This window comes from Chryseobacterium sp. FR048 (assembly GCF_056844665.1).
The window spans coordinates 432,562-455,382 of sequence record NZ_JBXDSE010000002.1 but is presented as its reverse complement, the minus strand read 5'-3'; the positions used below and the strand labels follow the sequence as shown (position 1 = coordinate 455,382).

Sequence of the window (22,821 nt, the reverse complement as noted above, 5' to 3'; positions counted from 1 at the left end):
CAGCAAACAAATTAATCATGACAGATTTTATCAGATTCTTTATTCCCATTTACTTTATTTTATTCTTTGCAGTCTCATTTTTAGGAATCAGTATAGCGGTTACTAAGAAAATCGGCAAAAATCCAAATGTTTTACCAAAAGATGGCTCTGCTTATGCATTGATCGGCTGGTACTTCAAACTGATTCTCGCTGCTCTTTTTATATATACTTTATTGTTTTTGTTATTTCCGGAAACCATAGAAAATGCCTTTAAAATCCAGTTTTTGGAACATGAATGGGTTCAATACACAGGAATGATCATGATGGTTTTTGCATTTATTTGGGTAGTAATAGCTCAATTTCAAATGAAAGATTCCTGGCGGATCGGGATTGATGATCAGATGAAAACCAAACTTGTTAAGAATGGATTATTTCAGTTTTCAAGAAATCCGATATTCTTAGGAATGACGGTAAGCTTAATAGGTTTTTTTCTGGCTTTTCCAACCGTTATTGCATTCTTCTTTTCCCTCATTGGAAGTATTTTAATGCAGATTCAGATACGGCTTGAAGAGGAACATCTGCTGAAACAGCACGGGCAAATTTATCTGGCTTACAAAAAGAAGGTAGGACGTATGCTGAGCCTTTATTAAAAGCATAATGTTAAAAATCGTTTTGCTGAACTTTTTTGTATCTTTGGCGGGTATAATTTTTCAAACTAATTTAAATAAGAAACATGTCGTTACAACAAACTATTGAAAACATTTGGGATAATAGAGAACTATTACAAAATGAAGACAGCCAGAAAGCGATAAGAGAAGTAGTATCTTTATTAGATTCAGGAGAACTTCGTGTAGCTGAACCTACAGAAAACGGATGGCAGGTAAATGAATGGGTAAAGAAAGCAGTAGTAATGTATTTCCCGATCCAAAAGATGGAAACTATTGAAGTAGGTCCGTTTGAATTTCATGACAAAATTCCTTTAAAGAAAAATTATGCAGAAAAAGGAGTAAGAGTTGTACCTCACGCTATTGCAAGAGAAGGATCTTTCGTTGCTTCAGGAGTAATCATGATGCCTTCTTATGTAAATATTGGGGCTTATGTAGATTCAGGAACAATGGTTGATACCTGGGCTACAGTAGGAAGCTGTGCGCAGATCGGTAAAAACGTTCACCTGAGTGGTGGTGTAGGAATCGGTGGAGTATTGGAGCCATTACAGGCAGCTCCTGTGATCATTGAAGATGACTGTTTCATCGGTTCAAGATGTATCGTTGTAGAAGGAGTTCACGTAGAAAAAGAAGCAGTATTGGGTGCAAACGTAGTATTGACCGCTTCTACAAAAATTATTGATGTGACAGGAGATACACCTATCGAAATCAAAGGAAGAGTACCCGCACGTTCAGTGGTAATCCCTGGAAGCTATACAAAACAGTATCCGGCTGGAGAATACCAGGTTCCATGTGCATTGATCATTGGTCAGAGAAAAGAGTCTACAGACAAGAAAACATCTCTGAATGATGCGTTGAGAGATAATAATGTAGCTGTTTAAGATTAAATTTTTAAGCTAATACGACCATCTTGAAAGAAAAATTTCTTAAAATACTATTAAACCCTAAATATATATTTGGGGTTTATCTTATTATATCAGTTGTTACTGCGATTTCCAAATATATGAGAGGAAATTATGCGATCAATAATTATCTGATTTTTAAAAACGTATTCTTCAATACCATACATCAGAAAAACTTATTTATCCATTATCCCGATCTCTATTTTGATTTAAACCATTACGGCGTATTTTTCAGTGCCCTGATTGCTCCGTTTGCAATGATGCCGGACTGGCTGGGGATCTCCCTTTGGAATATTGCCAACACTTTTATCTTCATTTACGGGGTTTATAAACTGCCGTTTTCAGATGCCAAAAAAGCGATTTTTGGATTGCTTTGCGTTCAGGAGTATATAACAGCAGCTTTAAGCCTGCAGTTTAATGTGGCATTAACAGGACTTTTATTGCTGTCTGCAGTATACATCTACGAAAGAAAAGAAGTAAAATCGGTAACGGCCATTTTAATAGGAATATTTGTAAAGATCTATGGAATTGTAGGGCTTACACAGTTTTTCTTCATTAAAAATAAGACCCGGTTTATTCTTTCAGGAATTGGAATTGCCATTTTATTTTTTGTACTTCCAATGGCGTATTCAAGTCCACAATTTGTGATCCAGTGTTACACAGACTGGTTTCAGTCTATTGTAGAAAAAAATAGTGAAAATCAGGTACTTGGAAATATGCAGGATATTTCACTGATGGGCTTTGTAAGAAGAATTCTTGGGGATGCATCCATTTCCAATCTGGTATTTTTAGCATTCGGATTGCCATTGTTTGCTTTACCTTATGTAAGAATTAAGCAGTATAAACATTACGCTTTCCAACTGATGATTCTGGCATCGACATTACTGTTTCTGGTACTGTTTAGTTCAAGTTCAGAATCTCCAACATACATTATTGCGGTAGTAGGCGTTTTAATCTGGTTTTTTCTTCAGAAAGAAAGAACACCCCTTATCATCGGGCTGTTGGTTTTTGTGATCATTTTCACGTGTTTTTCAACCTCAGATTTATTCCCGAAATTTGTAAAAGAAAATTATATCATCAAATATTCATTAAAAGCAGTACCTTGTATTGTGATCTGGTTGAGAGTAACGTATGAGCTTTTGACAAAAGATTTTGATAAAAATTATAGCCTGAATTAGTCAATATGAAGAAAATTTCAATCGTAATTCCAGCCTATAACGAAGAAGGAAATGTGGGGATGATCCATCAGAAAATCAAAGAGGTTTTTGATGGATTGCACAACTATGACTTTGAGATCATATTTGTCAATGACGGCAGCCGTGACAATACCCAGCAGAAACTCGAAGAACTTTCCAGTCAATATGATGAAGTGAAATTCATTGAGTTTTCAAGAAATTTCGGACATCAGCCTGCCGTAAAAGCAGGAATGGATAATGCCCACGGAAATGCTGTGATCTCTATGGATGGAGACCTTCAGCATCCGCCGGAACTGATCCCGGAACTGATCAAAAAATGGGAAGAAGGATATGATGTGGTTTTTACCTTCAGAACCTATCCCAAGGAGATTTCCTTTTTTAAAAGAAAAACATCAGACCTTTTTTACAAACTCCTGTCGAGTTTATCCGACGTTAATTTAACGAAAGGGGGCGGCTCAGATTTCAGATTACTGGATGCTGGTGCTGTAGAAGTGATGAGAAACTTTAATGAAGACGATTTGTTTCTTAGAGGATTGACAAGCTGGATGGGGTTCAAGCAAATAGGAATCGACTTTACGGCAGCAGAAAGACTTTCAGGGAAAAGCAGCTATAACCTTAAAAAGATGTTTACTTTCGCTTTTACGGGGATTACGGCTTTCAGTGTAAAACCGCTTTATCTGGCAGCTTATCTGGGCTTTTTATTCTCAGCACTTTCAGTGATAGGGTACGGAGCGTATGTCATTCATTCATTTATTGCAAAAACAGAGATCTCCGGTTGGGCCTCATTGATCATGACTATTGTTTTCTTTGGAGGACTTCAGTTGATTATTTTAGGAATCATGGGGATTTATTTAGGGAAAATATTTAAACAGGTGAAAGACAGACCTAATTATATTATTAAAAACAAAAATTTTTAGAATGGTTTTATTGAGTTTTGACATTGAAGAATTTGATATGCCATTAGAATATAAGGGTGAAATTCCCTTTGAAAAGCAAATTTCAATTTCACAGACAGGATTAGAAAGAATTTTAGACATCCTGAAAAAACATAATGCCAAAGCTACCTTTTTCTCAACGGTAGTTTTTGCTGAAAACAGTAAGCATCTTATTGAGAGATTGCTGAAAGAGGGGCATGAACTGGCTTCTCACACATGGTTTCATTCAGAATTTGAAGATAAACATCTGAAAGAATCAAGAGAAAAACTGGAAGAATTATTTTCCACAAAAGTAACCGGATTGAGAATGCCGAGAATGATGCCTGTAGATGAAAAAGAAGTGGAAAAGGCAGGATATTCTTACAATTCCTCCATTAATCCTACCTTTTTACCGGGAAGATATAATAATTTAAAAGTATCCAGAACCTATTTCAAAGAAGGAAATGTAACACAGGTTCCGGCATCGGTATCGCCTAATTTCAGAATTCCTTTATTCTGGTTAAGCTTTCATAATTTTCCTTTGGGACTTTACAAAAAACTGGCTTCAGACACCTTAAAAAAAGATAAATATCTCAATATTTACTTTCATCCGTGGGAGTTTGCAGAGATTAAAGAAGAAGCTTTTAAACTTCCTGGCTTTACGGTAAAGAATTCGGGAAAAGACATGGTAGAAAGATTTGATTCATTTGTCGGTTGGCTGAAAGGCAAAGGTTACACATTCGGAACATTTCAGGAATTTCAAAAACAGATAGAACGATGAAGATTGCTTTTGATGCCAAACGTTTTTTCCATAATACGTCCGGTCTTGGGAATTACTCAAGAGACCTTGTCCGAATACTCTCCGAATACTTTCCGGATAATGAATACCTGCTGCTCAATAAAAATAAATCTGAGCGCGGAAAAGATATTCTGGACCGCTCAAATGTAAAATTTATCCAGACTTCAAAAGGAAGCTTGTCCCGTCAGTTGAAAATGGGCAAGGATGCACAGAAGTCAGGAGCCGATATTTTTCATGGTTTATCAGGAGAATTGCCTTTAAAATGGGATAAAACACCCATTAAAAAGATAGTGACCATTCACGATCTGATCTTTGTGCGGTATCCGCAATATTATTCTTTTTTCGACAGAAAAATACATTTATGGAAGTTTAAAAAAGCCGCAGATACAGCAGATAAGATCATTGCGATTTCAGAGCAGACTAAAAGAGATATTGTTGATTTTCTGAAAGTTCCTGAAACTAAAATTGAGGTTATTTATCAGGGCTGTCACAAAGCTTTTAAAGAACAGCAGACTCAGGAACTGATTCATCAGACAAAAGAGAAATATCAGCTTCCCGAAAGGTTTATTCTGAATGTTGGAACCATTGAAGAACGTAAAAACCTTTTGAATGTAGTAAAAGCAATCAGTGGAACTGAAATTCCATTGGTAGTCGTGGGAAGGAAGACCAAATATTATCAGAAAATAGAGACCTTTCTGAAGAAAAACAAGATGGAAAAGCAGGTATTGTTCCTGGAAGGCGTGTCGATGGATGAACTGGCAGTGATCTATAAACTGGCAGATATATTTGTATATCCAAGCTTCTTTGAAGGCTTCGGAATTCCTGTTATTGAAGCCCTTTTTTCCAATACAGTAGTTGTGACCAGCAATACAAGCTGTCTGCCTGAAGCAGGAGGAAAGGACTCGGTATACATCAACCCGGATAATGATTTGGACATCCGTGCGAAAATTAAATTTTTATGGGATAATGAATCTGAAAGAAAACGCCGTGCAGAAAAGGGTTTTGAGTTTGTTCAGAAGTTCAATGATGAACCAATTGCCAAAGAATTGATGAATCTTTATCAAAAAATAATCTGAAAAAAACTTTGCATTTTAAAAATAAATCCTACATTTGCATCATAATTCAATACAATGAAACCAACTTTTTTAGCATTACATCATTATTATCATCATCTCTGTTAGGCGGAATTGATTGATATTTGTTTGTGCTAAAATCAAAAATATTTAAAAACCGTCTGAGTAAATAGACGGTTTTTTTGTTTCCTGAATTCTTCTTAGAAATCTCCAAACAGATCAGTTTTTATTTACTCGGGCCTCAAAAAAGACGAAATGAGTAAACTAAAAATTGCGATCCAGAAAAGCGGCCGGCTTTACGAAGAATCCTTACAACTCCTCAAAGACTGCGGGATCTTTGTCAACAACGGGAAAGATCAGCTTAAAGTATCCGTAGACAACTTTCCGATGGAGATCATGTACCTCCGGAATTCCGACATCCCACAATACCTTGAAGACGGGGTAGTAGATATTGCCATTGTAGGCGAAAATCTTTTAATCGAAAAACAGAAAAATATCCAGATCGTTGAGAAGCTGGGCTTTTCAAAATGCCGTGTTTCTATCGCGGTTCCAAAAGAAATTGAAACCGATGATCCGGCTTATTTTCAAGGTAAAAAAATAGCCACCTCTTACCCTAATACCTTAAAAAACTTCTTAGAACAGAAAGGAATCGCCTCTGATATTCACGTGATTTCAGGCTCTGTGGAAATTGCTCCCAATATTGGGCTGGCAGACGGAATCTGCGATATTGTAAGCTCAGGAAGTACCTTATTCAAAAATGGGTTAAGAGAAACCGTTACTTTGTTGAAATCAGAAGCGGTACTTGCTCAGAACCCTCAGCTTTCTGCGGAAAAACAAGCTATTCTCGAGAAGTTTCTGTTCAGAATCAAAGCCGTTTTAAAGGCTAAAAACTCAAAATACATTCTGATGAACGTTCCTAATGACAAAATCCAAAAAGTTGCTGATGTTTTGCCGGTACTGAAGAGTCCTACAGTAATTCCATTGGCAGAAGAAGGCTGGAGTAGCATTCATTCAGTCATCGATCAGGAACGCTTCTGGGAAGTTATTGATGAACTGAAAGATAATGGAGCGCAGGATATTTTAATCATTCCCATTGATAAAATGGTTATTTAAATCATTAAAAATGAATTGATGTCGGTCAACGCAAAATCGCAATAAAAATAAAATTGAATACCGCTGATTTTGATCGCCAAAAATACGTAAACAAATGAAAAAATTCGTGCATTCGTTGCAAATAAAATAAAACCTGGCGGCATCCCCACGAAAATCTTTGATTTTCTTGCACCTTAAAAAAGTATAATAATTAAAAACTTTGCAGCCTTTGCGATTAAAAAAGAATTTAAAATAATACAATGAAAATATACAAATATCCCACACAAGACACCTGGAATAACCTCGTAAAACGTCCAGTTTTAGAACAGAAAGAAATCTCGGGGATCATCACGGAAATATTTAATGAAGTAGAGAACAAAGGTGACAAGGCTTTGGTTGCATTCAATAAAAAGTTTGATCAGGCAGACACAGAAAGTATTGTGGTAACTGAAGCAGAGATTGAAAGCGCTGGAACCCAGATAAAAGACGAACTGAAACGGGCTATTCAGCAGGCCAAAGAAAATATAGAAAAGTTTCACGCCTCCCAACAACAGGAAGTTGAGAAAATTGAAACCACAAAAGGAGTAGTCTGCTGGAGAGAAAACAGAGCCGTAGAGAAGGTTGGAATCTATATTCCGGGTGGAACAGCGCCTTTATTTTCAACAGTGCTGATGCTTGCTGTTCCTGCAAACCTGGCAGGATGTAAAGAAATTGTTCTTTGTACGCCGCCGGATAAAGAGGGAAATATCAATCCTGCTATTTTATATACGGCAAAACTTTGTGGGGTTTCCAGAATTTTTAAAACGGGAGGGGCGCAGGCTGTTGCAGCGATGACGTTGGGTACAGAAAGTGTTCCCAAAGTATCCAAAATTTTTGGTCCCGGAAATCAGTTTGTAGTAGCTGCCAAAGAATATGCCCAGCGTTACGGAGTGGCCATCGATATGCCGGCAGGACCAAGTGAAGTTCTTGTTATTGCAGATGAGCAGGCTGTTCCTGAATTTTGTGCTGCTGACATTCTTTCTCAGGCAGAACACGGAAGTGATAGTCAGGTGATGTTTATAACGACAGATGTTAAAGTTCTTGATGAAACGATAGCTTCTGTTGAGTTACAAATCAAAGACTTACCTAGAAGTGAAATAGCAGGTTTAGCATTGAATAACAGTTCTTTTATTTTGGTCAATACCCTTGACGAGGCAATGAATTTGAGTAATCTTTATGCGCCGGAACACCTTATTCTGGCTATTGAAGATGTTGAGAAATATATTTCGAAAGTTCAGAATGCAGGCTCCGTTTTCCTTGGAAAATATTCCTGTGAAAGTGCAGGAGATTATGCAAGCGGAACTAATCACACACTGCCCACTAACGCCTATGCGAGGAATTACAGTGGTGTTTCTCTGGACAGTTTTGTAAAGAAAATCACGTTCCAGCATCTTTCAGGAGAAGGTCTTCAGAACCTGGGAAGAACAATAGAAATCATGGCAGAAGCAGAAGGATTGTCAGCCCACAAAAATGCAGTCTCAATCAGATTAAAATCTTTATAGCAGGAAAACGTAAAGACACAAAATCTTTATCTGTGAGAAAATTTTCATTGCCAAGAATACACGAATTTTTTCATCTTATTCGTGTATTCGTGGCCAAAAAATAAAAGAAAATCTTTGATTTTCCTACGCCTTAAATACAGCATATGAAAGGTATATCATCTAAAGGAATATAAGCAAGTCTATTTTAAAGCATTTATACCATTAAAAATAAAAATCAATAGAATGAACAATACAACCATCAACATCAAAAGCTTAGTAAGAGACAATATATTAAAACTACAGCCTTACATCAGTTTCAGAGATCATAATGAATTTGATACTCCCACATTTCTGGACGCTAACGAAAGCCCGTTCGGAGAATACAACCGTTACCCTGATTCTACTCAGAAAACGCTTAAAAACAGATTGGCAGACCTGAAAAACCTTTCTCCGCAACAGATCGCCATAGGGAACGGCAGTGATGAACTGATTGATCTGATTATTAAAATATTTTGTGAGCCTAAGAAAGATTCAATTTTAATGATGAATCCTTCCTTTGCAATGTATGGTTTTTATGCTACGATCAATGAAAACAAGGTGGTGCAGCTTAATTTGAATGAAAACTTTGAAATTGTTAAAGATGACTTTTTGAATATCATCAATGATAACTCTCTTAAAGTATTCTTTTTATGCTCACCTAATAACCCAACAGGAAACAGTACTGAAGATGTAGAGTTTTATCTTCAGAATTTCAACGGGATTGTTGTGGTAGATGAAGCTTATATCGAATTTTCCGGGAAAAAATCAAGTCTTGAATTATTGGATCAGTACCCAAATCTCATTGTGCTTCAGACCTTTTCAAAAGCATGGGGGATTGCGGGAGCCAGAGTAGGAATGGCATACGCTTCTGAGGAAATTATCAGATTGATTAATACCATAAAAGCACCTTATAATGTCAATGTCCTTAGCCAGGAACTGATTCTTAATTGTCTGAATGAGGAGAACAGACTTGAAGAAAACGTCAACAAAATTTTGACAGAAAGAGAGTGGCTGCAAGGCCAGCTGGAAGGGATAGGATGTATTGACAAGGTTTTTCCAACCGATGCCAACTTCTTTTTGATCAGGATGAAAAATGTGGAAAAGGTATATAAACAGATGTTGGAAGAGGAAATTTTAATCAGCAGAAGAGATCCTTCGATACCGGGATGTATCAGAATCAATGTCGGAAACCGCCAGGAAAATGAAAAATTAATCAACGTTTTAAAAAATAAATCTCTATGAAAAAAGTATTGTTCATTGATAGAGACGGAACGTTAATTATTGAACCACCTACCGATTTTCAGGTCGATTCTCTGGAGAAATTGGAATTTTATCCCGGAGTATTCCAGAATCTTGCCAAGATAGCAAATGAACTGGATTATGAACTGGTAATGGTGACCAATCAGGACGGTTTGGGAACGGAAAGTTTTCCCTTCGAAGATTTCATCAAACCTCACGAAAAAATGTTGAAAGCGTTCGAAAATGAAGGTATTGTTTTCAATGATATTTTAATCGATAAAAGTTTTGAAAACGAAAACCTTCCGACACGAAAACCAGGAACCGGAATGTTGGTAAAGTATATTTATGGAGACTATGATCTTGAAAATTCCTATGTAATTGGTGATCGAAGTACCGATGTTCAACTTGCTAAAAATATGGGAACTAAATCTATCTTTCTAAATAAAAACTTTAATAGGGAAGCGAGCCTTAGTACAAACTCATGGACAGAGATTTATCAGTTTTTAAAATCAGGAATGAGAAGAGCCAGAGTAAGCCGGAAAACCAATGAAACAGAGATAGAAATTGAAGTCAATATAGACGGGAGCGGAAAATCTGAAATCTCAACAGGTCTTCATTTCTTTGATCACATGCTGGACCAGATTGCCAGACACGGAAATATGGATCTTATGGTGAAAGTAAACGGGGATTTGGCCGTAGATGAGCATCACACGATAGAAGATACCGGGATTGTTCTCGGAGAAGCTATTATCAAAGCACTAGGGAAGAAAAAAGGAATTGAAAGATATGGTTTCCTGCTTCCTATGGATGATTGTCTGGCGCAGGCAGCAATTGATTTCGGGGGGAGGCCATGGCTGGTTTGGGAGGCAGAATTTAAAAGAGAAAAAATTGGCGATGTTCCTACAGAAATGTTCTTTCACTTTTTCAAATCGTTTACGGATGCTTCAAGATCCAATCTGAATATTAAAGCAGAAGGAGATAACGAACACCACAAGATAGAATCCATTTTCAAGGCATTTGCAAAAGCGGTTAAGATGGCGGTGAATCAGTCTGATACCAATTATGGTTTGCCTTCTACAAAAGGGAGTTTATAGATACTAGAAGTTAGAAGTTAGAAGTTAGAGATTGTAGAAAGAGTTTAGTTTTAAAGCTCAATGATTGATAAATTATTTTTAAAATTATGATTGCAATAATAAAATATAACGGTGGAAATGTAAATTCTGTTCAGAATGCATTGAACAGGCTAAATACAGACGCAGTGATTACAGACGATCCTGAACTGATTCTGAAAGCCGATAAAGTGATCTTTCCGGGGGTAGGCGAAGCATCATCCACCATGAAGCTTTTGAAAGAGAAAGAGCTCGATCTGCTTATTCCGACTCTGAAACAGCCTGTTCTGGGAATATGTCTGGGAATGCAGCTGATGTGTAAAGGGAATGAAGAAGGCAATACGGAAGGAATAGGAATTTTTGACATCAATGTAAGGAAGTTCCCAGCTGAAGATATTGTCCCACATATGGGGTGGAATACCGTTTCAGCGCCAAATTCTCCATTGTTCTCTGGAATCGGGCAGGATAAGGATGTTTATTTTGTACACAGCTATTATTGTGAACTATCAGAGTTCACGACTTCGGTTTGTGATTATATTCTGCCGTTCAGTGCTTCCTTACAGAAAGATAACTTCTATGCAGTACAGTTTCACCCGGAAAAATCGGGAAGTATAGGGAATCAGATACTGAAAAACTTTATCAGTCTATTATAGTGTGAATATGCAATTTACGGCACAGGAATCGTATGGATTAAAGTATTCCTTCCACAAAATAACAGCCGTAAAAGGCAGTCAACTTAAAAAAATAAACAAATGAAAATTATTCCGGCTATTGATATTATCGACGGGAAATGTGTCCGTCTTTCAAAAGGTGATTACAGCACCAGCAAAATATACAATGAAGATCCTGTAGAAGTTGCCCGAGCATTTGAAAGCTTTGGAATTCAATATCTTCACCTTGTAGATCTTGATGGGGCAAAATCAAAACATATTGTCAATCAGAAGGTATTGGAAAATATAGCCCGTTCCACTTCATTAAATATTGATTTCGGAGGCGGATTAAAAACGCTGCAGGACATAGAAACGGCTTTTAATTCCGGGGCAAAACAAATTACTCTGGGAAGTATAGCAGTTCAGAACCCTGAATTCTGCTATGAAATGATTCAGCAATATGGTTCCGATAAAATCATTCTGGGTGCAGATTTTGAAAACAGGAAAATAAAAACTTCCGGTTGGCTGGAGAGCAGTGATAAAGATGTTGTTGATTTCATTCTTCAATATCAGAAAAAAGGAATTCAGACAGCCATATGCACCGATATTTCAAAAGATGGCATGCTTGAAGGACCTTCGACAGGACTGTATATTGAGATTTTATATAAGACTGCAGTACAGTTGGTAGCGAGTGGTGGTATTTCAGGCATCAAAGACGTATATAAAATGAAAGATATTGGATGTTCTGGCACCATTATAGGGAAAGCAATTTATGAGGGAAAAATAAGCCTGCAACAACTTCAAAATTTTATTGAAAATGCTTAAAAAAAGAATTATCCCCTGTCTGGATATAAAAGATGGGAGTACCGTAAAGGGAATCAACTTTGAAGACCTTAAAAATGCAGGAGATCCTGTAGAGCTCGCAAAGAAATATGAACGGGAGGGAGCAGATGAACTTGTTTTCCTCGATATTACAGCAACTCTTGAAGACCGGAAAACCTTTGTAGAACTGGTAAAAGATATTGCAAAAGAACTCAGTATTCCGTTTACGGTAGGAGGAGGAATTTCCTCTGTTGAAGACGTGAGAAGACTTCTGGAGGCAGGCGCAGATAAGATCAGTATCAATTCTTCGGCAGTAAAATACCCACAGCTGATCTCTGCACTCGCAAAAGAATTCGGAAGCCAGTGTATAGTCGTTGCAATCGATACAAAACGGGTAAGGAATGCAGATCTTGTTCATATTAAAGGCGGCAGGGAAGCTACGGAGCTGGATACAGTGAAGTGGGCTCAGAAAGCAGCGGCTCTGGGAGCAGGAGAGATCCTGTTGACTTCTATGGATGGAGACGGCACTAAAAATGGTTTTGATCTTAGGATTACCAAACAGGTTTCAGAAAGTATCAGTATCCCTGTAATTGCTTCAGGAGGGGCCGGAGCGGTTGTTGACTTTGTTAAAGTTTTTGATGAAACAAAAGCTACAGGTGCTTTGGCAGCCAGTGTTTTCCATTTTAATGAAATAGGAATTCAGGAATTAAAAAAAGAATTAAAAACTCAAAAAATCCAGATACGATGAAAATTGATTTCACTAAAGACAATGGCCTTGTGCCTGTCATTATTCAGGATGACAGAACCTTGCAGGTTTTAATGTTAGGTTATATGAACGAAGAAGCTTTTAATAAAACAGAAAAAGAAGGGATTGTTACCTTTTTCAGCCGGTCCAAAAACAGACTGTGGACAAAAGGAGAGGAGTCCGGCCACTTTTTAACAGTAAAAAGTATTGCTGTCGATTGCGATCAGGATACCATTCTGATTAAAGCCGTTCCAAAGAATGTAGTATGCCATACCGGGAGTTTCAGCTGCTTTGGAGATAAAGAGGCTAAAGGGTTTTTATATGAGCTGGAAGCAAAAGTATCCCAAAGAATCGATGCTAAAACAGAAAGCTCCTATACCTATTCATTATATCAGAGGGGGATCAATAAAGTGGCCCAAAAAGTAGGTGAGGAAGCTGTAGAACTGGTAATTGAAGCTAAGGATGATAATGAGGATCTCTTTAAAAATGAAGCTGCAGATCTGTTGTACCATTTCCTGATTTTACTGAAAGCGAAAGGGTTTTCGCTGAAGGATATAGAGGAAATTCTTTTGAACAGAAACAAGTAAACCTTTGATTGATTTCAAAGGTTTTTTTATTGGAAAAATGAGAAAATGATTTTGTGGAGTATAATTTTCCCATCATTTTGTTACATAATACAGAAGTTTATAAAAAAACTACTCTGCTTCTTTTATTCATGGTTTCCTTTTCTTCGTATCAAACTTTCCTCTTGAATTAAATTTTTAAAAGCTAATTATAATACGACATGTTCTGTCGCAGTATATTGACAGCTTTGTATAAGATCATTAAAATTGAAAAATTTTTATTAAATTAGTGTTAATAAGTCATAATTATTTATGTTAAATATAATTAATTTTACTTTTAAGCGTTATAAGATAAAATTGTAAAAAACTAAAACTGTTAACTCAAAAAACAACACAGGAATGAAAAAAGTTTATTTCAGTGCATTGACATTATGCATGTTCCTCGGTATGTTTGCCCAGGAAGTGGTATGGCAGAAAGACATCAAATCCTCTACACAGGATTTTCTAAGCCAGGTTACCACCACAATCGATCAGCAATATTTGATCACAGGAAGCTCTATTCAAAGCGATAAGCAAAAGGCTTCAGGCAGTAAGCAAAACAACGGCTACGATTTCCATCTTGTAAAATTGAATCAACAAGGGGATGAAGTCTGGGAAAAGTATTTCTCAGGGCAAAATCATGATTATTTATCAGCAACAGTGACTACTCAGGATGGCGGATTCCTTCTTGCCGGAACTTCTTATTCAGGAAAAGGTCTGGATAAAAAAGAGGATTCTAAAGGAGGATCTGACATCTGGCTGATCAGAATTAATGAATTTGGTGATGAATTATGGCAAAAAACTTTAGGGACTTCTTCTGATGAAGAAGCCAGATCAGTGATTCAAACCACAGATTTAGGATTTTTTGTGGCGGGAAATGTACAAAACTCCTCCAAAGGCTATGGTTCCAAAGATGTTTGGATCACCAGGCTGGATAAAGACGGAAAAGAGCTTTCACAACTGATTTTAGGCGGAAAAGGTCTGGATGAAGTTGAAAAAATGATTCCAACGAAAGATGGTGGAGCATTATTAGGAATTTATTCCCGAAGCTCTGAGGTCCGTGATACAGGGGCAGGAGTAAGAAATCCTGAAAGTAAATCCTCAACCGAAAGTACTGCTACCCGCAACCTAACATCTGCAACCTCCAAACAAAGCAACAACTTCGGTGAAGGCGACTACTGGATCGTCAAACTTGACAAAAACGGGAAAGTAGAGTGGGAGAAGAACTATGGCGGAAAAGGAGATGATCATATCAGAACTTTAGCCTTGATTTCAAACGGATATATTATTGGTGGAGAATCCAGATCAGAAAGATCAGGCAACAAAACGGTAGGCATTGAAGAAGGCACAGATCTTTGGCTGATTTCTCTGAATGAAAGAGGAGAAGAACAGTGGCAGAAATCCTACAGCTTCAAAAATCGTGATGTTTTGATGGGAATGAGCGTGATTCATTCAGCAGATGACAAATCTTCCAAAGGAATTCTTTTAGGAGGCTATACCCAAGCAGAAGGCAGAATAGAAAAAGATGATGAAACCTTCTGGATGCTGTATTTGGATCAGAACGGTAATGAGCAGTGGAGAAAACATGTGACAGGAGAATCAAGACAGAGAGAAGAAAGGCTTTCAGATTTGAAACTGAACAGAGACGGCTCTATCATTTTAGCCGGAACGAGTGCAACAGAACTTGGAAAGGAGAACTGGAAGATCGTAAAACTTGGAGACAAGCAAGTTAATCAGCTGATCGAAAAACAAGACATCAAGATTTATCCAAATCCTGTATCGGACTATGCTTACGTAGAAATAGGTTTTGATTTCAAGGAAGCAGATATTCTGTTGTATGATATGAGTGGAAGACAACTTCAGAGTGTGAAAACGAAGAATAATGTGACCAAGATCAATACCCAAGCTTTGGTACAGGGCGCTTATCTGGTGACCATCAAAACTGATAATAACAAAACAGCGAATGCAAAGCTGATTAAAAAATAAACACCATGGAAAAAATATTAAAGAGAATCTTATTTTTATTATTATTAGCAAACTATTATTTAATCTATTCTCAGGAAGGTTTTATCCCTCCCAGCCCACAGTCTTTTTCTTTTATAAAGGCTGGCAGTGAAGTGTCTGAGAATGAGCATACCGGTTCGGTAAATGTAAATGTTCCTCTCTATAATTTTACAGCAGGAAAACTTTCCACTGGTATCAGCTTGCTTTATAATGGTTCAGGAGTAAAAGTAGATGATTTACCGAATGAAACAGGAATGACCTGGGTGTTGGATGCAGGAGGAGTTGTCACAAGGACTGTGAACGGGCTTATTGATGAAAAAGCTACCATGAGGATGAATAAAACAGAGGATCAGATCAAACAGACGACAAGTTCAGATTGTGCTGCAGATAATGAAATACTGACAGCATGCTACACACCTATTCAGATTGATACGGAGAGAGATATTTTTGATTTCAGGTTTGGAAATATTTCAGGTTCTTTTTATCTGGATGAAAATTTTCTACCGGTATTCCTTAAGAATGATGCTGGTGTAAAAATAAAGAACATTCTGCCTGCAGGAAGTACAAATAATAAACAGTTTACAGGTTTTGAAATTACAACTAAAGAAGGACTTATATATACCTTCGGAGGTGGTGATGATTATCAGGAAACAACAGCATCCAAAGCAATGCCTGATAATCCTCCCGGAGTTTATGCTGTATCATCCTATTTTCTGAAAGAGATCCGTCATCAGAATAATGAGAAAATAATATTCAATTACAGCAATAGGGATCTGGTGAAAAAAAAATATTTCTGAAATTCATTATAGGTATTTGTATTCCTGTTGTTTAGGGACCGGTGTTATGCCGAATCTTGACCCGGAATTATTAATCCGTACTCAAACTCATTATACCAGAAATAAAAAGAGATTACAACAGATCACCAGCAATGTGAACGGAGATGCAATTAACTTTATTTATACAGAGAAGGCCAACTCAGATTTTGATCCTTATCTGTCACAGGTTGAGTACAGTTCTGGAGGAAATGTACTTAAAAAGGTGGTTTTGGATTATTTTTTTGAAAATCAAAGCCTTATCCAGAGATATTATCTTGCTGCTGTTAATTTTTATAATAAGAATGTTTTTGATAAAAAGTATCAGTTCGGATATGATAATATTGACCAACTTCCTAAAAGACTGGATTACGCACAGGATATGTTTGGTTACTATAATGGTAAAGGCGGAGGTACACTGATCGCAAAATACTTTGGTATTCCAGCACCTAATAATACCTTTCTTTCTTCAGGTATTTTATCAGGCTTTAGTGACCGCACTCCGGAGCTGGCGTTTGCGACGAAAGGAGCCCTTAAACAAGTGATTTATCCTACCGGTGGGAAAACATCTTTTGAATATGAAATGCCGAAGACCAAAGTTTTACGATACGGAAATAAAGGGCTTCCTGATGATTTCAATGATGCAACAGTTATTGAAGGATTGCCGATGGATCAGACGATAGAATTTGTATTAACAACTTATTCAGGTCCTCAAAGTATAAATCATTTGAAAAAAGCGGGCTTTCGGGTAGAAGATATGGATACCGGGGCTTTAATAAGCTCGTATCAAAAAGTATATGGTTATGATATTGATTCAGTTAAGGTCATGGTTCCTCTTGAGAAAGATAAAAGATATCTTGTTACAGTTATAACAAGTGGGCTGGCAGCCGATTTGAAGTTTAAATATACATTTTTAGAGACTATCGATTGGTTTGGACCCCGTCTTAAAAGCTCCACAACCTTAGAAAATGGACAACCTGCACAATATAAAAGATTATACTACCGGTCAGCTGATTTATATAAGCTTAAAGAAGAAGACCTTCGGGTTGTCGATGCAATGATTACCCCTGATGTTCAGAATGTGACATTTGAAGAAATGCATCCGGATGACTTGGGATCAATGATGTCTTTTGCAGTTACTTATGCTCTTTTTAGTTCCAATAATACAAGTGCTCTTTATAACAGCAGGCGACAAAGCAGATATAGTGTTGTTTCCTGTAGTTTGGGAGGCGATAATTTTGAAAATGGAGGGTATGAGAAAAAATTCCGTAAGGACTCTGAAGATAATCTGGCTAGAATACGCCCATCCTCAGCCGGGGGGGCAGGCGGCGGATCTCCATCTGCAGGCCATGGATATTTTGATACAGCGTATGGAATGTCCAACTTTTTTGCCTTTTTATTAAATAATATTTATTTTCCTGCTAAAGGTAACAGGATGTCTTTTAGCGGAGGGCTTGAAAATATTAAATATTTTGATAGCCGGAACGGAGCCATTTTTAAAGCCAAACAGGTCAGCTATCAAAACAGATATAATATTCTCGGCACCCAATCTAATCTGTTTGTTTCCAAAGCATTTGATGATATTACATCAGCAATCTGTAACAATACTTCTGTACAGCGGATTGCCAATTTCTATATTGCGACGTATAAAAATTATACTATAGATACCAAACCAAATAAAGAGGTTACCACAGAGTATATAGACGGAGTTCCGTTAAATCCTTATTTAACATATGCTGCGTATCAGAATGCCCCTGCTGCCGATAGTCTTGAAACCTCATATAAGAAAATTGTAACCACCTTGAATTATGACTACACAGGAATGCCTTTTCATAATCAGCTCACTAATCAGAAGCTTTTATCTCCTGACGGAAGTGTTACAGAGACCCGTTATCAATATGCACATGAAAAGAACAACCAGTATCTGATCGGTAAAAATATGATTGGAGTTCCTCTTGAAACAGAAGTTAAAAAAGATGGCAAAGTCATCTCGAAAACAGAAACATTATATCCTGATAGCCAGACAAGTGCTGATGCTAAAACATCGGGGCTTGCCCTTCCTTACTCCGTAGTTTCGCAGAATCTTCTCACCGGGCTGATGGATGCAGATGTACGTTATGACCGCTATGACAGTAAAGGAAATCTTCTTCAGTATACCACCAAAGAAGGGATCCCTGTGAGTATCGTATGGGGGTATAATCAGACCCTTCCTATTGCAAAAGTAGAAGGGATTATATATTCCTATTTGCAGCAGCTTTCTCCTGAAACGGCAGACATTATCAATGCTTCTGATATAGATTTCAATGCGGGAGCGAATAATGATGAAACGTCGTTTTTATCTGCTTTAAAAAGATTCAGAACAAGACTTAGCAACGATGTCAGATTTACTTCTTTTGTTTCTACCTATACCTACGACCCATTAATCGGAGTAAGAAGCATTACCCCACCGTCCGGTATCAGAGAAAATTATCTCTATGATTCAGCCGGCAGACTGGAGAAAGTCATTGATATGGATGGCAAAGTATTGAAGGAAATGAAATACAACTATAAAAACTAATACCTGATGAAAAAAATATTAATTCCCATAGGAATCCTGGTAGTGGGTACTGTGAAGTCCCAGCTTACCCCGCTTCCAAATACCGAAAACTATATACAGACAAAAACCTATCTTGATTATAGCGGAACCCAGGCGACCAAATCGGCGGAAACCGTTCAGTATTTTGATGGTCTTGGGAGACCTAAGCAGATTATCAATATAAAAGCTTCACCATTAGGCAGAGATATAGTAACGCCCATCGTCTATGATAATTTTGGGAGACAAACCAGAGACTATCTTCCCGTTCCCCAATCCGGAACCCAAAACGGGACAATATATTCCCAGACACCGGGAATGGTAAACTTTCCTGTAAGTGATGTTACTGGGATTTATACAGGCGAAAAGATCTACTCAGAAAAAGTCTTGGAAAATTCTCCTTTGGATAGGATACAACAGCAGATTCAGGTAGGAAACGCCTGGAGTACTAAACCTGTGAAGTTTGAATATTCAGCTGTTTCCGTTAATGATCAGGTAAGAAAATTTACAACCGTTACCACCTGGGAAAATGGAGCTACCAAATCGGTATTAGGTGAAAACTGGCTGTATACGGATAACCAATTATATAAAAATACGGTTACTGATGAAGATGGGAATAAAACCATAGAATTCAAAAATGGCAATGGCCAGCTTATAATGGTGAGAAAAGAAGATGAAAGCAGTACCTATTATGTGTATAACGAATATGACCAGCTAGCCTTTGTTATACCTCCTATAGCCAGTATGAGAGGTGATATTGTTGCCAATACCACAAAACAAGATGAACTCTGCTATCAATACCGCTATGATGGCAGGGGCAGACTTGTAGAGAAAAAACTTCCCGGAAAAGGTTGGGAATCTATGATATATGACAAACAGGACCGATTGGTAGGCACTCAGGATGCAGAATTAAAGCTCAAAGGTCACTGGCTGTACACTAAATATGACGCATTTGGAAGAGTCGCGATTACCGGTATAAGTACAGGTGGAGAAAGATCTCAGGAACAAAGTATTGCTAACGGATATGCTTCAAACAGTGTCAATAGAATCAATACTGCTTTTTTCGAAAGACAGGGAATGAATGTGTACTATGATAATCCTGATACTACTTATCCCAATTCAACGAAATGGGTGACTTTATTATCCTTAAACTATTATGACAGCTATCCTTCCTATGGTTTTAACCCCGCACTTCCGGCCAATACCCCTGAAATGACCGTTTTAACGGCTACTCCAACTTCAGACGGAAGAAGCACCAAAGGCTTACCTGTCATGAGTTTTGTAAAGAATATTGAAGATGACAACTGGACGAAGAATTACACGTATTATGATCAGAAAGCAAGAGTAATAGGAACCCATTCCATCAACCACCTGGGAGGCTATACCCGAACAGAATCCAAACTGGATTTTGCAGGGTTACCACTACAGACCCTTACCCGACATAAAAGATTGACTTCCGATACAGAAAGGGTGATCACAGAGAATTTTGAATACGATCCACAAAACAGACTGTTGGTACACAAACATCAGGTAGACAATAATCCTGTAGAATACCTTACCCAGAACAAATACAATGAACTTTCCCAGCTTGAATCTAAGAAAGTGGGAGGGATTGCAGCAGCTTCACCACTTCAGCAGATCGATTACCGATACAATATCAGAGGGTGGATGACCAGAATTAATGATCCTTCTAATCTGAACGGAAAACTGTTTGGATATGAAATAAAGTATCACAATCCGGCCAATACTCAGGTAGTTGGCAGATACAATGGAAATATAGCAGAAGTAGACTGGAACAATGGCTCTGAAAATCTATTGAAACGCTATGATTACGAATATGACAAGGTCAATAGATTGACCAAAGCTTTTTATAAAGAACCCTCAACGGGTGTCAGTGGAACCTTTGATGAACACCTTGCCTATGATCTGAACGGAAACATCGGTACCCTGAAACGTTGGGCAGTTCCGGTATACGGACTAACCTCTACTTTAGTAGATAATATGGAGTATAAATATACCGGAAATCGCTTGAATCAGGTCATAGAATATGCTATGAATGACACAGGGTATGAAGGTGGAAATAATCTTATTGATTATAATCTGAATGGAAATATGATCAATATGAAGGATAAAGGTATTAATACCATTAAGTATAATTATCTTAATTTACCAAATGCTTATTCAATTTATTCAAACCGTTTGGGATTGATCAGATATGAAGATCTAGGTTATCTTTACCGTTCAGATGGAACCAAGTTGAGAAAAATATATTCAACTACACCTCCAAGAGGAATGACAAGTACCACTATAACCGATTATCTGGACGGGTTCCAGTATACATATAGAGAAGGTGGTGGAATATGTCTGGAGTGTCGCACTGCATCTGCTTTTGAAGAACAAGCTTATAAGAGTATCGGACAAACTATTCCTGATCTAGGAGAACCACCAACATGGAAACTAGATTTTGTACCCACAGCAGAAGGTTTTTATAGTTTTGAAGAAAATCGTTATATTTATCAGTACAAAGATTATCTTGGCAATGCTCGGGTGAACTATGCCAAAAACAGCGCAGGCGCTCTTGAAATAACTGATACCAGCAACTATTATCCATTTGGATTAAACCACATCACAGGAATGTTGAGTCTTTCTAATTTGGGAGGATTATATAGTTATAAGTACAACGGCAAAGAGCTTCAGGAGACTGGAATGTACGATTACGGCGCAAGAATGTATATGCCGGATATTGGCAGATGGGGAGTGATTGATCCATTAGCAGAAAAATCTCGTCGTTGGTCTACTTATAATTATGCTTACAACAATCCTGTTAGGTTTATTGACCCTGATGGTAGACAAGGAAAAGATGTAATTATTACAGGTGATTATAAAGATAAAGCCTTTGAATTATTACAAGCATCTGTAGAGGGCCAGTTAAATTTGACAATGGATAAAAATGGTAAGGTTACAGCTACAGCTGTAGAAGGTGTAAAATTGACGGATGCATCTTCTACATTTTTGCAAGCAACACAGGATAATTGCAATATAGTTGTTTTAAAAACAGATGGGGACTACAGACTTGATGATGGCTCTTTTTATCAAGGAGGAGCTTATGGAGGAAGTAAAATGGCAGGAAATGGAAAAATGATAGGGATAAATGTTGTAAACCCTATGGTTAGTGAAAAAATAGATGAAGCTTTAGGCCTACCAAAAGGAGTCGGTGTTTTACACGAAGGCTTAGAAGATTATTCAGGACTACTTAATAGCCCAGGTAGTCCAGCTGGAACACCTGAGAATAAGGACAAAGGTTATATGGCTGCTCATAAAGCAGCCAATAAATTAGATCCAAGACATAAGGATCCTGGGAAAGAATATAGTAGTGAGCATATAAGACAAAATATTAAAAATACTGATGGTAAAATATTATACACACAGGAGGAACTTATTTATATAAATAATAAAACAAATGTAAGAACATCTGTAGGACGTTTTAAAACCTCTCCATAATGAAAGTATTAATTTTAATCTGTTTTTTATTGTCTAATAGTATATACTGTCAGCAAGAAAGCGAGATAAGGCTAACTGCGAAAGTTAGTAAAATAGACTCTACAAAAAGTAGTTTTATAATCTACATAAATGGTAAATCTGGCCGTGGTATATTTACTATTCCTAGGATTTGTAATAATCAAGTAGATTACAAATTCAAATTAGAGAAACGGAAATCATATTTTTTTAGATTAAAAAAGGAAATACATAAACATATGCCAGAAAATTTGACAAAAGAGTTACTTGAAAAAGAACTAATTGACGATAAAGTTGTTTGGACAAGCAAAATGAATAGTACGTTCTATGAAGATTGTTTAAATATGTGTGGACTGTTTATAGATAATGAAGGTAAGCCTAATAGAAACATAAAATGATAAAAAAGTGATATAACCCACGTTGCTACACGATTGCATCGTGTGGTGACGCAATAGTAACAAAACTACGGCTATTGAGCCGTGGTTTTATATTTTAAAAAGTCCTTACCCGACATAAAAGATTGACTTCCGATACAGAAAGAGTGATCCCTTGCTGCCGCACGAATCCTTTC

19 protein-coding genes are annotated in these 22,821 nt (G+C 37.3%); all 19 read left to right on the top strand.

Annotated elements, in window-relative coordinates:
* Window positions 1-17: 17 nt before the first annotated feature.
* Entirely contained in the window at window positions 18-629 is a 612-nt protein-coding gene (locus AC106K_RS07015; protein ID WP_482444047.1) for a methyltransferase family protein, read from the top strand.
* Between the two features lie 83 nt (window positions 630-712).
* The gene (locus AC106K_RS07010) at window positions 713-1,525 is read left to right on the top strand and encodes a 2,3,4,5-tetrahydropyridine-2,6-dicarboxylate N-succinyltransferase (protein ID WP_482444046.1); all 813 of its coding nucleotides are present in this window, start codon (window positions 713-715) and stop codon (window positions 1,523-1,525) included.
* Window positions 1,526-1,554: 29 nt separating this feature from the next.
* Window positions 1,555-2,724, top strand: coding sequence for a glycosyltransferase family 87 protein (locus AC106K_RS07005; RefSeq protein ID WP_482444044.1), 1,170 nt, complete (start codon window positions 1,555-1,557; stop codon window positions 2,722-2,724).
* A gap of 5 nt (window positions 2,725-2,729) precedes the next feature.
* A complete protein-coding gene (locus tag AC106K_RS07000; RefSeq protein ID WP_482444043.1) occupies window positions 2,730-3,659 on the top strand; it encodes a glycosyltransferase family 2 protein in 930 nt (309 codons plus the stop codon).
* 1 nt (window position 3,660) lies between these two features.
* Window positions 3,661-4,437: a polysaccharide deacetylase family protein gene (locus tag AC106K_RS06995; RefSeq protein WP_482444042.1), complete on the top strand. Its 777-nt coding sequence runs from the start codon at window positions 3,661-3,663 to the stop codon at window positions 4,435-4,437.
* Window positions 4,434-5,531, top strand: coding sequence for a glycosyltransferase family 4 protein (locus AC106K_RS06990; protein WP_482444040.1), 1,098 nt, complete (start codon window positions 4,434-4,436; stop codon window positions 5,529-5,531). The genes AC106K_RS06995 and AC106K_RS06990 overlap by 4 nt, the downstream gene beginning before the upstream one ends.
* Before the next feature lie 252 nt (window positions 5,532-5,783).
* Complete coding sequence (hisG, locus tag AC106K_RS06985) at window positions 5,784-6,641, top strand: ATP phosphoribosyltransferase (protein ID WP_482444039.1); 858 nt, start codon at window positions 5,784-5,786, stop codon at window positions 6,639-6,641.
* A 239-nt stretch (window positions 6,642-6,880) separates the two neighbouring features.
* Window positions 6,881-8,161: a histidinol dehydrogenase gene (hisD, locus tag AC106K_RS06980; protein ID WP_482444038.1), complete on the top strand. Its 1,281-nt coding sequence runs from the start codon at window positions 6,881-6,883 to the stop codon at window positions 8,159-8,161.
* 222 nt (window positions 8,162-8,383) lie between these two features.
* The gene (gene hisC, locus AC106K_RS06975; protein WP_482444036.1) at window positions 8,384-9,421 is read left to right on the top strand and encodes a histidinol-phosphate transaminase; all 1,038 of its coding nucleotides are present in this window, start codon (window positions 8,384-8,386) and stop codon (window positions 9,419-9,421) included.
* A complete protein-coding gene (gene hisB / locus AC106K_RS06970) occupies window positions 9,418-10,512 on the top strand; it encodes a bifunctional histidinol-phosphatase/imidazoleglycerol-phosphate dehydratase HisB (protein WP_482444034.1) in 1,095 nt (364 codons plus the stop codon). The genes hisC and hisB overlap by 4 nt, the downstream gene beginning before the upstream one ends.
* 86 nt (window positions 10,513-10,598) lie before the next feature.
* Complete coding sequence (gene hisH / locus AC106K_RS06965) at window positions 10,599-11,180, top strand: imidazole glycerol phosphate synthase subunit HisH (protein WP_482444032.1); 582 nt, start codon at window positions 10,599-10,601, stop codon at window positions 11,178-11,180.
* Window positions 11,181-11,279: 99 nt separating this feature from the next.
* Window positions 11,280-12,002 carry a 1-(5-phosphoribosyl)-5-[(5-phosphoribosylamino)methylideneamino]imidazole-4-carboxamide isomerase gene (gene hisA / locus AC106K_RS06960; RefSeq protein WP_482444031.1) on the top strand — a complete coding sequence of 241 codons (723 nt, stop codon included), beginning with the start codon at window positions 11,280-11,282 and terminating at the stop codon, window positions 12,000-12,002.
* Complete coding sequence (gene hisF / locus AC106K_RS06955; RefSeq protein ID WP_482444030.1) at window positions 11,995-12,747, top strand: imidazole glycerol phosphate synthase subunit HisF; 753 nt, start codon at window positions 11,995-11,997, stop codon at window positions 12,745-12,747. Before hisA ends, hisF begins: the two co-directional genes overlap by 8 nt.
* On the top strand, window positions 12,744-13,331 hold the full coding sequence (hisIE, locus tag AC106K_RS06950) for a bifunctional phosphoribosyl-AMP cyclohydrolase/phosphoribosyl-ATP diphosphatase HisIE (protein ID WP_482444029.1): 588 nt from the start codon (window positions 12,744-12,746) through the stop codon (window positions 13,329-13,331). The genes hisF and hisIE overlap by 4 nt, the downstream gene beginning before the upstream one ends.
* Window positions 13,332-13,706: 375 nt before the next feature.
* Window positions 13,707-15,332, top strand: coding sequence for a T9SS type A sorting domain-containing protein (locus AC106K_RS06945; protein ID WP_482444027.1), 1,626 nt, complete (start codon window positions 13,707-13,709; stop codon window positions 15,330-15,332).
* A gap of 5 nt (window positions 15,333-15,337) precedes the next feature.
* On the top strand, window positions 15,338-16,147 hold the full coding sequence (locus tag AC106K_RS06940; RefSeq protein WP_482444026.1) for a hypothetical protein: 810 nt from the start codon (window positions 15,338-15,340) through the stop codon (window positions 16,145-16,147).
* Window positions 16,148-16,193: 46 nt separating this feature from the next.
* The gene (locus AC106K_RS06935; RefSeq protein ID WP_482444024.1) at window positions 16,194-18,719 is read left to right on the top strand and encodes a hypothetical protein; all 2,526 of its coding nucleotides are present in this window, start codon (window positions 16,194-16,196) and stop codon (window positions 18,717-18,719) included.
* A 6-nt stretch (window positions 18,720-18,725) separates the two neighbouring features.
* Entirely contained in the window at window positions 18,726-22,235 is a 3,510-nt protein-coding gene (locus AC106K_RS06930) for a DUF6443 domain-containing protein (protein WP_482444022.1), read from the top strand.
* Window positions 22,235-22,648: a hypothetical protein gene (locus AC106K_RS06925; protein WP_482444020.1), complete on the top strand. Its 414-nt coding sequence runs from the start codon at window positions 22,235-22,237 to the stop codon at window positions 22,646-22,648. The genes AC106K_RS06930 and AC106K_RS06925 overlap by 1 nt, the downstream gene beginning before the upstream one ends.
* Window positions 22,649-22,821 lie beyond the last annotated feature (173 nt).